The sequence below is a fragment of the Streptomyces sp. NPDC006012 genome (assembly GCF_042871185.1).
Lineage (GTDB): Bacteria > Actinomycetota > Actinomycetes > Streptomycetales > Streptomycetaceae > Streptomyces.
The window spans coordinates 25831-38754 of sequence record NZ_JBIAIE010000031.1; the positions used below are offsets into that span (position 1 = coordinate 25831).

At 71.8% G+C, this 12924-nt stretch carries 15 protein-coding genes; 7 read left to right on the forward strand and 8 right to left on the reverse strand.

Features of this window, described 5'->3' with window-relative positions; genetic code table 11:
- The first annotated feature begins 75 nt into the window (after positions 1-75).
- The 3 genes from ACFYPJ_RS34070 (at position 76) to ACFYPJ_RS34080 (ending at position 2084) form a co-directional block, all read left to right on the forward strand.
- The gene (locus tag ACFYPJ_RS34070) at positions 76-1038 is read left to right on the forward strand and encodes an AraC family transcriptional regulator (RefSeq protein WP_389025464.1); all 963 of its coding nucleotides are present in this window, start codon (positions 76-78) and stop codon (positions 1036-1038) included.
- Positions 939-1700, forward strand: coding sequence for an AzlC family ABC transporter permease (locus ACFYPJ_RS34075; RefSeq protein WP_389025465.1), 762 nt, complete (start codon positions 939-941; stop codon positions 1698-1700). Before ACFYPJ_RS34070 ends, ACFYPJ_RS34075 begins: the two co-directional genes overlap by 100 nt.
- 75 nt (positions 1701-1775) lie before the next feature.
- Entirely contained in the window at positions 1776-2084 is a 309-nt protein-coding gene (locus ACFYPJ_RS34080; RefSeq protein ID WP_389025466.1) for an AzlD domain-containing protein, read from the forward strand.
- Positions 2085-2158: 74 nt separating this feature from the next.
- Here the strand turns inward: ACFYPJ_RS34080 and ACFYPJ_RS34085 are convergent, their stop codons facing one another.
- Entirely contained in the window at positions 2159-3112 is a 954-nt protein-coding gene (locus ACFYPJ_RS34085; protein WP_389025467.1) for a hypothetical protein, read from the reverse strand.
- Between the two features lie 80 nt (positions 3113-3192).
- Between ACFYPJ_RS34085 and ACFYPJ_RS34090 the strand changes: the two genes are divergently transcribed.
- Both ACFYPJ_RS34090 and ACFYPJ_RS34095 read left to right on the forward strand, forming a co-directional pair.
- A complete protein-coding gene (locus tag ACFYPJ_RS34090) occupies positions 3193-3387 on the forward strand; it encodes a DUF3046 domain-containing protein (protein ID WP_389025468.1) in 195 nt (64 codons plus the stop codon).
- A 59-nt stretch (positions 3388-3446) separates the two neighbouring features.
- Positions 3447-4706: an AI-2E family transporter gene (locus ACFYPJ_RS34095; protein WP_389025469.1), complete on the forward strand. Its 1260-nt coding sequence runs from the start codon at positions 3447-3449 to the stop codon at positions 4704-4706.
- Between the two features lie 139 nt (positions 4707-4845).
- On the opposite strand, the gene ACFYPJ_RS34100 is transcribed toward ACFYPJ_RS34095, so the two are convergent.
- Positions 4846-5589, reverse strand: a complete 744-nt coding sequence (locus ACFYPJ_RS34100; protein WP_389025470.1) for a hypothetical protein — start codon at positions 5587-5589, stop codon at positions 4846-4848.
- A 356-nt stretch (positions 5590-5945) separates the two neighbouring features.
- On the opposite strand from ACFYPJ_RS34100, the gene recA reads away from it, so the two are divergent.
- Both recA and recX read left to right on the forward strand, forming a co-directional pair.
- Positions 5946-7073: a recombinase RecA gene (gene recA, locus ACFYPJ_RS34105; protein ID WP_389025471.1), complete on the forward strand. Its 1128-nt coding sequence runs from the start codon at positions 5946-5948 to the stop codon at positions 7071-7073.
- Between the two features lie 3 nt (positions 7074-7076).
- The gene (gene recX, locus ACFYPJ_RS34110; protein ID WP_389025472.1) at positions 7077-7967 is read left to right on the forward strand and encodes a recombination regulator RecX; all 891 of its coding nucleotides are present in this window, start codon (positions 7077-7079) and stop codon (positions 7965-7967) included.
- 155 nt (positions 7968-8122) lie between these two features.
- On the opposite strand, the gene ACFYPJ_RS34115 is transcribed toward recX, so the two are convergent.
- The 6 genes from ACFYPJ_RS34115 to ACFYPJ_RS34140 all read right to left on the reverse strand — a co-directional run bounded on the left by ACFYPJ_RS34115 (position 8123) and on the right by ACFYPJ_RS34140 (position 12850).
- Positions 8123-8554, reverse strand: a complete 432-nt coding sequence (locus tag ACFYPJ_RS34115; protein ID WP_389025473.1) for a rhodanese-like domain-containing protein — start codon at positions 8552-8554, stop codon at positions 8123-8125.
- Positions 8551-9105, reverse strand: coding sequence for a cysteine dioxygenase (locus tag ACFYPJ_RS34120; RefSeq protein ID WP_389025474.1), 555 nt, complete (start codon positions 9103-9105; stop codon positions 8551-8553). The genes ACFYPJ_RS34115 and ACFYPJ_RS34120 overlap by 4 nt, the downstream gene beginning before the upstream one ends.
- Positions 9106-9187: 82 nt before the next feature.
- The gene (locus ACFYPJ_RS34125; RefSeq protein WP_389025523.1) at positions 9188-9274 is read right to left on the reverse strand and encodes a putative leader peptide; all 87 of its coding nucleotides are present in this window, start codon (positions 9272-9274) and stop codon (positions 9188-9190) included.
- Between the two features lie 93 nt (positions 9275-9367).
- The gene (locus tag ACFYPJ_RS34130) at positions 9368-10981 is read right to left on the reverse strand and encodes an FAD-dependent monooxygenase (RefSeq protein ID WP_389025475.1); all 1614 of its coding nucleotides are present in this window, start codon (positions 10979-10981) and stop codon (positions 9368-9370) included.
- A 304-nt stretch (positions 10982-11285) separates the two neighbouring features.
- Positions 11286-12188: an amino acid ABC transporter permease gene (locus ACFYPJ_RS34135; protein WP_389025476.1), complete on the reverse strand. Its 903-nt coding sequence runs from the start codon at positions 12186-12188 to the stop codon at positions 11286-11288.
- On the reverse strand, positions 12185-12850 hold the full coding sequence (locus ACFYPJ_RS34140; protein ID WP_389025477.1) for an amino acid ABC transporter permease: 666 nt from the start codon (positions 12848-12850) through the stop codon (positions 12185-12187). Before ACFYPJ_RS34140 ends, ACFYPJ_RS34135 begins: the two co-directional genes overlap by 4 nt.
- Positions 12851-12924: the final 74 nt, after the last annotated feature.

The window sequence follows — 12924 nt, forward strand, 5'->3', positions numbered from 1 at the left end:
CGGGTGCCGACGCCGGAGTGCCGGGCTGCCGGGGCGATGGAGCGCCGAAGTGCCGAAGTGACGGAGAATGCTGCCATGGCGGGACCGGGGGAACTGGCACGGCACTGGCAGTACGAGGAACTGCCCGGTGTCGACCTGCTGCGCGCCCGCTACATCCACAAGACCTTCGTCCGGCACACCCACGAGCACTTCGTGATCGCGGCCATCGCGGACGGTGTCGAGGTGTTCCGCCACCGCGGGTCCGACGTGTACGTCGGACCGGGAGCGCTGGCGCTGGTCAACCCGGAGACCTCGCACACCGGCCGGGCGGGCGTCCCCGAGGGCTGGCGGTACGGCGCGGTCTACCCGTTGCCAGGCCTGGTGGCCGGGATAGCGGCCGAGACCACCGGGATCCGCGGCACCCCCGGCTTCATCAGCGCCGTCCTCGACGACCCCCATGCGGCCGGCCTGGTCCACCAGGTGCTCCGCGCCGCGGACGAGGGCAACGCGCTGGCCGCGGACACCCTGCTGCGGGTGGCCGTGACCCGGCTGCTGCGGCTGAACGGTGGGCCGGCGCCCCGGCGCGAGGTGCGGTCGGCGGGGGCCCGGACCGCCGCACGCGCGCGTGCCGTGCTGGACGACCGGATGACCGAGCCGCCCACACTGGAACAGCTCGCCGCCGGCCTCGGAACCAGTCCCTTCGCCCTGCTGCGGGCGTTCCGCGACGTCTACGGCATGCCGCCGCACGCCTGGCTGACCGACGCCCGGGTGCGCCGGGCGCGGCGCCTGCTGGACGCGGGCACGACACCGGCCGAGGCCGCCGTCACCGTCGGATTCACCGACCAGCCGCACCTCAACCGTCATTTCACCCGGATCGTCGGCGTTCCGCCCGGGGCGTACCAGCGCGAGCGCAAGAACGTACAAGACCCGCGGCGACGACCGGCCGTACCGTCCGGGGCGTGGCAGAACAGACAGCTCTCGCAGACATACGCCCCGGAGACGGAGACGGAGACGGAAACGGTGACAAGACCGATTCCGCCGTCGTCCGGGACGCCCTAGGAGTCGGAATCGCCGTGGGGCTGTCCGGGTTCGCCTTCGGGGTGACCTCGGCTGGCGCCGGGCTGAGCGTGCTGCAGACCTGTGCGCTCAGCCTCCTGGTGTTCACCGGCGCCTCCCAGTTCGCGCTCGTGGGAGCCCTGGCGGCCGGAGGCGGACCGCTCACCGCCGCCGCGGGCGCCTTCTTCCTGGGCGCGCGCAACGCGTTCTACGGGCTGCGGCTGTCACAACTGCTCGCCCTCGCGCGCGTGGTGCGGCCGTTCGCGGCCCAGTGGGTGATCGACGAGACCACCGCGGTGTCACTGGCGCAGCCGACCCGGCGCACCGCCCGTCTCGGGTTTCTCGTCACCGGGCTCAGCCTGTACGTGCTGTGGAACCTCACCACGCTGCTCGGCGCACTGGGTGCGGAGGCCATCGGGGACACCGACGCGTGGGGCCTCGACGCGGCCGGTCCCGCCGTCTTCCTGGCGCTGCTCGCGCCCATGCTCACGTCGGTGACCGAGCGCGCCGTGGCGGGCCTCGCGGTGCTCCTGGGGCTCGGCCTGCTGCCCGTCCTGCCCGCCGGCGTACCGGTCCTGCTGGCCGCGCTCGCGGCGCCGCTCGTCCTGGTCGTGGCGGGCCTCCGCAGGGGACGGGCCGCCCGCGGCGACGCCTCTGGGCCGTGACAGCACCTCTGGACTGTGACGACGTGCAGTCCGCGATGACTTGCCCGATCAGTTGACAGAGGGAGCACGAGTACGTTGAACATCTGGATAGCCATCGGCGCGACCGCCCTCGGCTGCTACGCCGTCAAGCTCTCCGGGCTGCTGGTGCCCGCGGGCGCACTGGAGCGGCCGCTCGTCAAACGTCTCGCCGTCCTGCTGCCCGTCGCCCTGCTCGCCGCCCTCACGGCCCAGCAGACGTTCGCCGACGGGCACGCGCTGGTGCTGGACGCCCGGGCCGCGGGGCTTGCGGCGGCGGCCGTGGTGCTGCTGTTGCGCGCACCGTTCCTGCTCGTCGTCGCGGCGGCCGTGCTGGTGACGGCGGGCGTGCGCGCCCTGGCCGGCTGACGGCAAAGGGACGCGCGTAGGCGACAGGGACGTGCGCGTCGCGCGGGCTGCGCGCCCGGCCGTCCCCGGACCGCTCAGCCCACGGGGCGGCCGTGCGCCTGCAGGGTCCGCAGGGCCTCGATCGTGGCCGTGCCACGGGTCTCCAGGGCGTTACCGGGGACCCACTGAGGGACGCGGCTCGGCCAGCCGCCGTCCTCCTGCTGCTGTGCGGCCAGGAGGTCCAGCGAGCGTGCCATCTCGTCGTCGGTGAACCAGGCGCGCGCGAGGGAGCGCGGGGTTCGGGCGAAGTCGTGCGGGAAACGCCGCAAGCTCTGCTCACCGTAGGGGTGGGCCGCCGTGACGGGACGGTCCGTCGAGCGGTCGGCAGCCGGCGTCGCGAGCCGCTGCGTCCGCACCAGGCGGCCCAGCCGATCGGCGGCCGCCTCCGCGCGCGGGCGGTCGGGCACCGCGTCCAGGAAGGCCACCGCCGCCTCGATCTCACCCGGACGGGCCGGCTCCAGCGACTCCACGGCCCGCCAGCAGAAGTCCGTGGCCCGGAACAACCAGGCGTGCCACACCTCGTTGCGGTGCAGCAGGCCGACCACCGGACCGGTGGCGAGAAGATCGCTCGGCGGGCGGTCCACGACCGGGACGTACGGGGCGGTCGGGTAGCCACGCTGGCGGGGATCGACCGCGGGCAGGGCGCCGTCCGGGGTGGACACCGATGTCAGATAGCGGCACACACGCTCCACCCGCTGTCCGCCGCACCGCCCGATGACGTCCAGCACGCCCAGCGCGTGACCGGTGTGCAGCGGCTGGCTGACCGGGCCGCGCAGATCGGGCTCCAGGGCGTGGCCGTACCCGCCGTCCTCGTTGCGGTAGGCGTCCAACGCCCGCTCCACCGGGTCGGCGCCGCCGTTCAGGAAATGGTGGGCGAACAGGCGCTGCTCCAGCACGCGCGCGTGAAGCCAGACGAAGTGCTCGGCGTGGAAAAGCGGGGAACGCACCGAGGGCGCAGGAGAGAGTGCGGAAGCTCCGGTTTCGGCCATGCGTCAGACCGTAGGGCGGAAAGCGTTCCCGGCATGCCGTACCCGGCTGGGCCCACTCCTAGGGGCGGGATACTGGAATCATGCGGTTGACGGTCTTCTGGCAGCGGATGGCGGACCATTTCGGTCCGGGGTACTCCGACACCTTCGCGCGCGATCATGTGATGGCGGAGCTGGGCGGACGCACGGTGCACCAGGCGCTGGACGCCGGCTGGGCCGCCAAGGACGTGTGGCACGTGGTCTGCACCGTCATGGACGTACCCGGGGAACAGCGCTGATCGGTCACGAAGACCGGAGGGGGCAGCGGGCTGTCGGTGCCGTGGGCGAGACTTGCCCCGTGGCATCCACTGACGACACGGCCCAGATCACCCGGAACGCATCACCGCCCGACGCGACGCCGCCCGCCCAACCTTTGGCGGGCAGCCCGGCGCGCGCCCGCATGCCGCGCTGGCTGCCACGTGCCATGGTGCTCGCGCTCGCCCTGATCGCCTCGTTCCAGCTGGGCAGCTGGGCCTTCCACCAGCTGACCGGCCTGCTGATCAACATCCTCATCGCGTTCTTCCTGGCGCTCGCCATCGAGCCCGCGGTGAGCTGGATGGCCTCGCGCGGCCTGCGCCGCGGGCTCGCCACGTTCCTGGTCTTCCTCGGCCTGGCGGTCTTCACGGCGGGTTTCGTCACCCTGCTCGGCTCGGCGCTCGCGGGCCAGATCGTCAAGATCGTCGAGGATTTCCCCGACTACCTCGACTCGGTCATCAACTGGGTCAACAACACGTTCCACACCGACATCCGACGGGTCGACGTCCAGGAGGGGCTGCTGCACTCCGACTGGCTGCGCAAGTACGCGCAGACCAGCGCCGCCGGGGTGCTCGACGTGTCCGCCCAGGTGCTCGGCGGCCTGTTCCGACTGCTGACGGTCGCACTGTTCTCGTTCTACTTCGCCGCGGACGGGCCACGGCTGCGCCGCGCCCTGTGCTCCGTGCTGCCGCCCGCCCGCCAGGCGGAGGTGCTGCGCGCCTGGGAGATCGCCGTGGACAAGACGGGCGGCTACCTGTACTCCCGCGGCCTCATGGCGCTCATCTCCGGGGTCGCGCACTACATCCTGCTGCAGTCCCTGGGCGTGCCGTACGCCCCCGTCCTGGGCGTCTGGGTGGGCCTGGTCTCCCAGTTCATCCCGACCATCGGCACGTATCTCGCGGGTGCGCTGCCCATGCTGATCGCGTTCACGGTCGACCCCTGGTACGCGCTGTGGGTGCTGATCTTCGTCGTGATCTACCAGCAGTTCGAGAACTACGGGCTGCAGCCCAAGCTCACCGCGAAGACCGTCGACATCCACCCCGCGGTCGCGTTCGGATCCGTCATCGCGGGCACCGCGCTGCTGGGTGCCGTCGGCGCGCTGATCGCCATCCCCGCGGTCGCCACGCTGCAGGCGTTCCTGGGCGCGTACGTGAAGCGGTACGACGTCACCGACGACCCCCGGGTACAGGGTCATCCGGTGCGCGGGTCGAGAGGTCCCGGTCTTCTCTCGCGGGTGTGGGCGCAGTGGACGCGGCGCCCGGAGCGGGGGGAGCCGGAGGCGCAGGAGGAAGGCTCCGTCTGAAGACCGCGTCCGAGGGTCCGGGTGCGGTGCCGCCCGGTGGGCCGCACACCGCGCGGCACCGCACCCGGCGACCGCCGCGTCCGGCACCCGGAACCCGCCGCGCTCAATAGGCATCCATAGGTATCAAGTTCAACAGGTATCAATAGGTGAGGACCGCCCATACCCCGGCCGCGGCGACCGCGGTCGCGTAGCAGCCGATCGCCGCGGTCATGATCCGCCGCCGCGCCCGTTCACTCCAGGACGTACGGGACAGCAGCCAGGCCAGCGCAGGCAGGACCAGCACGGCGTGCAGACTGACCGCGTGCAGTGGCTTCAGCGGGGCCGTCGAACGGTAGGCGGCCTCCTGGTGGCCGGTCCGGGTGAGCACCACCCCGCGCGCGATCATCGCTGCGCCCGAGGCCAGCGCCACGAGCAGGACGGCGAATCCGGCGCGCACCGCCGCCGGCATGCCCACGGGACCCGCCGGCCGGTAGCGGAAGGCCGCGACCGCGAACCCGGTGAGCAGCACCACGAGCACACCGCCGCCGACCGCGAGCGTCATGGACACCGCCGTGTCGAAGGGCGTCTCCATGTCGAGGTGGGAGGGCACCCGGCGCCATGCCTGCAGGGTGATGCCGCCGACCTCCACCACGCAGTCGGCGGCGAACACGGCGAGCAGCGCGGTGCGCGGCCGCCGCCCGATCCGCAGATACGAGGTGACCCAGGTGACCGCGATCAGCGTCACACCGAACGAGAGCCCGAACGTGACGGGCTTGCGCCAGGAGACGGGCCCGTACCAGGAGCCTCCGTCGACGGCGAACACCGCCAGGTGCACGAGGCCGGAGACGACGAGGAGCAGGCCGATCGCGTGGCAGAGACGTTCGACCGGGCGCGGATGATCCATGCGCCAAGGTTCCCGAGCGCGTCGCCCGAGGTCGTCGTCCGGTCGGAGGCACCTGCCGTACGCCGTGGGAAGCAGCGTGGAGATTCGCGCAGCAGCCGGGGGAGGCAGGTGCGTCCGGCGGTGTCGGTGTGCGGCCGCAGAGTGACGGAAGTGCCGGGGGACGCGCTTGACATGAAAATCGAACATCCATTCTCATGGAGGTCCGGGCGAGGTTCTCGACGGGGGGTTCGGCCCGGTTCGGGTGGAGAAGTACGGGAGTTATCCACAGGCCGGGTCGGCGTCGGGACGCATTGTCAGTGGCAGGCGTTAGCGTCTTTGACGTGAAGCGATCGACTCAAGCAAACCGGGTGGAGCCCATGGCAGCAACCGACCGCGAGAAGGCACTCGATGCCGCGCTCGCGCAGATTGAACGGCAATTCGGCAAGGGCGCGGTCATGCGCATGGGCGAGCGGTCGATGGAGCCCATCGAGGTCATCCCGACCGGGTCGACCGCGCTCGACGTGGCGCTCGGTGTCGGTGGCCTGCCGCGCGGCCGTGTCGTCGAGGTCTACGGACCGGAGTCCTCCGGTAAGACGACCCTGACCCTGCACGCCGTGGCGAACGCGCAGAAGGCCGGCGGCCAGGTCGCGTTTGTGGACGCGGAGCACGCCCTCGACCCCGAGTACGCGCGCAAACTGGGCGTCGACATCGACAACCTGATCCTCTCCCAGCCGGACAACGGCGAGCAGGCGCTGGAGATCGTGGACATGCTGGTCCGCTCCGGTGCGCTCGACCTGATCGTCATCGACTCCGTCGCCGCGCTCGTCCCGCGCGCGGAGATCGAGGGCGAGATGGGCGACAGCCACGTGGGTCTGCAGGCCCGCCTGATGAGCCAGGCGCTGCGGAAGATCACCAGCGCGCTCAACCAGTCCAAGACCACCGCCATCTTCATCAACCAGCTCCGCGAGAAGATCGGCGTCATGTTCGGCTCGCCGGAGACCACGACCGGTGGCCGGGCGCTGAAGTTCTACGCGTCGGTGCGTATCGACATCCGCCGCATCGAGACGCTGAAGGACGGCACGGATGCGGTCGGCAACCGCACCCGGTGCAAGGTCGTCAAGAACAAGGTCGCCCCGCCCTTCAAGCAGGCCGAGTTCGACATCCTCTACGGCCAGGGCATCAGCCGTGAGGGCGGCCTGATCGACATGGGCGTGGAGCACGGCTTCGTCCGCAAGGCGGGTGCCTGGTACACGTACGAGGGCGACCAGCTCGGCCAGGGCAAGGAGAACGCGCGCAACTTCCTCAAGGACAACCCGGACCTGGCCAACGAGATCGAGAAGAAGATCAAGGAGAAGCTGGGCGTCGGCGTACGGCCGGAGGAGCCCGCCGCCGAGCCGGGCACGGACGCGGCGGCCGCCACCGCTTCGGGCGACCAGGCGAAGACGACGCCCGCTCCGGCAGCCGCCAAGGCCACCAAGCCCAAGGCCGCCGCAGCCAAGAGCTGACCCGTGACACGACGAACCGACTGGGCCGAGTACGCGCACCTCGACGCTCCCCGGGAGCGGACGGGCAGAGGCGGCGTCGGGCCCGCCCGGGAGGGCGACGGCAGGGACGGCGAGGGTGCGTTCGACGACGGCCGGCTGTTCGGGAGCGGATCCCGCGGCGGGGCCGACGCCTACGGTCCCCACGGACCACCGGCCCCGTACAGCGCCGAGTCCCACGGCTGGGGGCCGCACGGGGGCGGTGACCAGGACGACGGGGGGCATGGTCACGGGCCACGCGGTGGGGGACGCCGTGGCGGTGGTGCACGCGGGCGTCGTCGGCGCGGCTTCGGGGAGCCGTCCGGCGAAGACGCAGAATCCTCCTCCTCGTCGAGGGCCGAGAGGGGGGAAGCTCCGCGGGACCCGGCCGAGCAGGCGCGGGCGATCTGTCTGCGCCTGCTCACCGGAACTCCGCGCACCCGCAGGCAACTCGCGGACGCCCTGCGCAAGCGGGAGATTCCGGAGGAGGTCGCGGAGGAGGTGCTGTCACGGTTCGAGGAGGTCGGCCTGATCGACGACAGCGCATTCGCCGACGCCTGGGTGGAGTCCCGGCACCATGGCAGAGGGCTGGCCCGCCGTGCGCTCGCCCGGGAACTGCGGACCAAGGGAGTCGATCCGGCGCTGATCGACGAGGCCGTGGCCCAAGTCGACGCCGAACGGGAGGAGGCGACCGCTCGCGACCTGGTCGCCCGGAAGCTGCCGGCCACCCGAGGTCTCGACCGGGACAAGCGGATACGGCGCCTGGCCGGGATGCTGGCCCGCAAGGGGTACCCCGAGGGCATGGCCCTCCGGGTGGTCAGACAGGCGCTGGAGGAAGAGGGCGAGGACACGGAGTTTTTCGACGGGGAGGGGTACTGACCCACCGGAGCCGGGTGGTTGTCGTCCTCAGCGGGTCAGGACATCACCGGAAGGAGTGCTGACGCTTGCTCCGTCCGGCCGTCCCGGGGGCCAGGGCGCAGGGCGTCAGCGGTCGGAGCGCCGATGCAGGCCCGATGGACCTGTCCCCCGGTGGGTCAGGGCGTCACCGGCAGTCCCGCTGCCCGCCACGCCTGGAAGCCGCCGATCAGGTCCGTGGCCCGGTGCAGGCCGAGCCGGTGCAGGGAGGCGGCCGCCAGACTGGATGCGTAACCCTCGTTGCAGATCACCACGATGCGCAGGTCGTGGCTGGTGGCCTCGGGAGTGCGGTGGCTGCCCTGGGGGTCGAGACGCCACTCCAGTTCGTTGCGTTCCACGACGAGTGCGCCGGGGATCAGCCCGTCGCGCTCGCGCAGCGCCGAGTACCGGATGTCGACCAGCAGGGCCTGCCCGTTCTGTGCGGCTTCGTACGCCTCACGGGACTCGATCCGCCGGTAGTCAGCACGGACCCGGGTCAGCAACTCGTCGATGCCGAGCGGCCGTTCGTCCCGGTTGCGTCCCGCTGACTCGTGGCCGGCCGACTCGCTCACTGCCAGTCCTCGGGGCGTTCGACCTGCTCCAGACGGAGTACCGGGCCGCTGCGGCTGTACCGGCGGATCCGCGGCAGCGGCGGGTAGTAGGCGTGGACGGAGATGGCATGGCGGGCGGTGGACTCGTTGAGCACCTCGTGGACATGGTGCCGACCGAAGGAACGGCCCCGTCCGGCGGGCAGTTGCCGCTCGCGGTCCACGTCCTCGGACAGTTCCAGCGTCTTCCAGCCGTCGGTGGGCAGCCGGGCGGCGAGGGAGTTCTCCTTCAGCTCGCCGGCCGCGGTGAGGAACGCGCCGATCGATTCGGCGTGGTCGTGCCAGCCGGTACCGGTGCCGGGCGGCCAGCCGATCAGCCACGCCTCGCTGCCGCCCGGACCTTCCAGGTGCACCCAGGTGCGACCCTCCGGGTCGAGCGGAAGCGAGGCGATCAGTCCGGCGTCGGCGGCGGTCCGCCGTACGAAGTCGAGCAGGTCCGCCTGGGTGGGCGCGGCCGGGGCGGAGCCGGCGGCCGGGGTGGCGGATGGAGCGGAAGCGGAGGGAGAGACAGACACGTGCACCGTCCGGTGGAGAGTTCGCGAAAGCGCGCGGCGGCTGGGGCGGCGCGGCGCGCTCAGGAGAGAGAGGGATGCGAATTCAGCAGCTACGGCGACACACACAGCCTGCATAGCGGACCAGGTCCATATGGACCCTCCGCCACAGGTGCACACAAGTGTCGATCACGAAGCGGAGTACACCACTGCAAAGGCTCGGTGGTCAACCCGGCCTCGGTATGTGGACGGGCGCTCGGGAGCGCGTGGGGGCGCGTGAGGGTGATCAGTGCGTGCCGGCGCCCGCCCCGGCCGTGGCCTCCGTCTCCTCCTCGGCCGCGCTGCCCAGCGCCGCCTGCGCGGCCGAGTACAGGTCGGCCGGACGGACTCCGCCCAGCGCGGTGACCAGGTGCCCGTCCGGGCGCACGAGCAGCACGGTGTGCGCGGGTGCGCCGGGGTAGGCCTCGGCCACCAGCAGTTCGGCCGGGTGCGGCAGCGCGGTCACCGCGGCGGCCAGCCGGGGCATGACCCCGGCGGTCACCCAGTGCTTGCGGTCCCACACGCCCGTGCCCGGTGCGATCAGTACGACCAGCAGTGCGTTGCGACCGAGGCGGTCCCGCAGCCGGACGAAGGCGCCGTCCTCCGCGGTGACCCGCACGTCCGTGATCTGCGCGCCGGGCGGCGTGTCGACCGGGATCTGCGCGTCGAGGTGCCCGGGCGCGAGCGGCGAGTCGGCGTACAGCCCGGGAGCGCCGAGCGGCCCCCGGCCCAGGTGGCCGTCGGTGAGCAGCGCGTCGTGCCCGCGGGCGACGCCGGGGACGTACGAGCGCAGCCCGCCACCGCCGCGCAGTATCGGCAGCGCCTGGTCGGCGGCGCGCAGCCGCGCGGCGACCGCGGCACGCCGCTCCGCCTGATAGCTGTCGAGCAGCGCCTCGTGCGGGCCGTGGTGCCAGGCCGGGGCCAGCTTCCAGGCGAGGTTGTCGGCGTCCCGGAGCCCTTCGTCCAGGCCCTGGGTGCCGAGCGCGCCGAGCAGGTGGGCGGCGTCCCCGGCGAGGAAGACCCGGCCCGCGCGCCACCGCCGGGCGAGCCGGTGGTGGACCGTGTGGACTCCGGTGTCGAGGAGGTCGTACGGCGGTGTGCTGCCGCCCGTCCAGCCGGCCAGGGTCTCGCGGACGCGTCCCACCAGGAGTTCGGGTGTGACGAGGTCCTTGCCGGGCGGCAGCAGCCAGTCCAGGCGCCACACGCCGTCCGGCAGCGGACGGGCGGTCACCTCCCCGGCGGACGGCCCGGACACCCGCCACGGCGGCAGCCGGTGCAGCAACGCCCAGTCCGGCTGGGGCAGTTCGGCGCGCAGCGCGGCGACGGCGTGCCGTTCCACCGCCGTACGGCCGGGGAAGCGGATGTCCTGGAGTTTGCGCACGGTGGAGCGGGGGCCGTCGCATCCGACGAGGTAGCTGCCGCGCCACCAGGTGCCGCCCGGGTCCCGGGTGTGCGCGGTGACGCCCGACGGTTCCTGTTCGATCGTGTCGAGGCGGCTGTTGAGCACCAGCCTGACCAGTGGTTCGTCGGCGAGCGCTGCGCGCAGGGCGCCGGTCAGCACATGCTGGGCGAGATGCAGCGGGCGGGGCTCGGTGTCGCCGAACTCGATCTCGCCCATCACCTGCTTGCGCCGCAGCGACCGCCATCCGGCCCAGTGCAGCCCGCGCTCGGCGAGCGGGACGCCGGTGAGCCGGGTCGCCAGCGCGGCGGTGTCCTCGCGCAGCACGACGGTGCGCGCGGTGCGCGGTTCGTCCGTACCGGGACCCTCGTCCAGGACGACGGACGGCACCTCCTGACGGGCCAGCGCCAGGGCGAGCGTGAGCCCGACGGGCCCCGCTCCGACGATGATCACCGGGTCCACGGCGCGGCGCCCCCTGCCCGCAGGTGTGCCTGGACGGACGTGGGTGAACAGGAAGGTGGAGCAGGGTGCGCGATCACAGAACGTATGCAACCCATTGCCGGTGTTTGCGTCAAGTGACCAGGGGCAGTGGCGATCATGCCACTGCCCCGTACTGTTGTCGCTTCGTCAGTTCATCGGCTCATCGGGCTGATGGGGATCGCCGGGCTGATCGCGCCCCGCCCAGGCCAGTCGGTCCACGAGGCCGGTCACTCGGGTCACGTCGGCTGCTCACCGGCCCGGTCCGGCGCTCAGCTCCCCGTCAGGCTCAGCCGGTCCTCGTCACGTCGCCGTGTTCGCCGGGAGCGGCCAGTTCGTCGACCGTGCCGGCGCCGACCACGACGCCCGTGGACTTCCTGCCCCGCCGCAGCCGCCGCTCCAGCCAGCCCGCGAACGAGGTGAGCGAGAAGTTGATCACAATGAAGATCAGGGCCACGACGGTGAAGGACGCGATCGTGTTGGCCCCGTAGTAGCTGCTCATCGTGTTGGCCGAGGAGAGCAGTTCGGGGAAGGTCAGGACCGCGCCACCGATCGCCGTGTCCTTCACGATCACCACGAGCTGGCTGACGATCGCCGGGAGCATCGCGGTGACCGCCTGCGGCAGCAGGACCACCTGCATCGTCTGGCCCTTGCGCAGACCGATCGCCATCGCGGCCTCGGACTGGCCCCGGGGCAGCGACAGGATGCCGGCCCGCACGATCTCGGCCAAAACCGAGGCGTTGTACAGCACGAGACCGGTGACGACCGCGTAGAGCGGACGGTTGTCCGAGCTGACGTCGGTGTACTCGGAGTACAGGGCGAGCCCGAAGACCATCAGCACCAGCACGGGGATCGCCCGGAAGAACTCGACCACGATCGCGGCCGGTACCCGCACCCAGACGTGGTCCGAGAGCCGGGCTATGCCGAAGACCGCGCCCAGCGGCAGCGCGATGACCATGGCCAGCGCCGCGGCCTTCAGCGTGTTCTCCAGGCCGGGCCAGATGTACGTCGAGTACGCCTCGGTGCCGCTCAGGAACGGCTTCCACTTCTCCCAGGCCAACTGGTCCTTGTCGGCGAGGGTGCTGAACACCCACCACAGGACGGCGGCCAGGGCGACGATGAAGACCGCCGTGTAGAGGACGTTGCGCCGCTTGGCGCGCGGGCCCTGGGAGTCGTACAGGACCGAACTCATCGCTTCACCGCCACCTTCTTGCCCACCCAGCCGAGGATCAGCCCGGTCGGCAGCGTGAGGCAGCAGAAGCCGACGGCGATGATGGCTGAGATCAGCACCAACTGCGCCTCGTTCTCGACCATTTCCTTCATCAGGTACGCGGCCTCCACCACGCCGATCGCGGCGGCCACGGTGGTGTTCTTGGTCAGCGCGATCAGGACGTTGGCCAGCGGACCGACGGCCGCCCGGAACGCCTGCGGCAGCACCACGAGGCCCAGTACCTGGGTGAAGTTGAGGCCGATCGCCCGGGCCGCCTCGGCCTGCCCGACCGGCACGGTGTTGATGCCGGACCTGAGCGCCTCGCACACGAAGGCGGACGTGTAGACGATCAACCCGAGCACGGCGAGGCGGAAGTTGATGACCTTGAAGTCGTCCGAGCCGAGGTTGATGCTCAGCGTCTGGTTGAGGCCGAGCGAGCTGAACAGGATGATCACCGTGAGCGGGATGTTCCGCACGATGTTCACGTACGCGGTGCCGAAACCGCGCATCAGCGGCACCGGGCCCACCCGCATGGCGGCCAGCAGGGTGCCCCAGATCAGGGAGCCGACGGCGGCCAGCAGCGTCAGCTGCACCGTCGTCCAGAAGGCCCCCAGCAGGTCGTAACCTTCAAGAAAGTCGAACACGATCTCCCGCGCTTCCGCGTGTAGGGATGCCCTGGTGCGCCGCTCCGGGAGCGGCGCACCGGCCGGGCGCTGCC

Coding starts and splice junctions, on each gene's coding strand:
- ACFYPJ_RS34070 (WP_389025464.1), top strand. CDS start 76: ATGGCGGGACCGGGGGAACTGGCACGGCACTGGCAGTACGAGGAACTG.
- ACFYPJ_RS34085 (WP_389025467.1), bottom strand. CDS start 3,112: ATGGCCGAAACCGGAGCTTCCGCACTCTCTCCTGCGCCCTCGGTGCGT.
- ACFYPJ_RS34090 (WP_389025468.1), top strand. CDS start 3,193: ATGCGGTTGACGGTCTTCTGGCAGCGGATGGCGGACCATTTCGGTCCG.
- ACFYPJ_RS34100 (WP_389025470.1), bottom strand. CDS start 5,589: ATGGATCATCCGCGCCCGGTCGAACGTCTCTGCCACGCGATCGGCCTG.
- recA (WP_389025471.1), top strand. CDS start 5,946: ATGGCAGCAACCGACCGCGAGAAGGCACTCGATGCCGCGCTCGCGCAG.
- ACFYPJ_RS34135 (WP_389025476.1), bottom strand. CDS start 12,188: ATGAGTTCGGTCCTGTACGACTCCCAGGGCCCGCGCGCCAAGCGGCGC.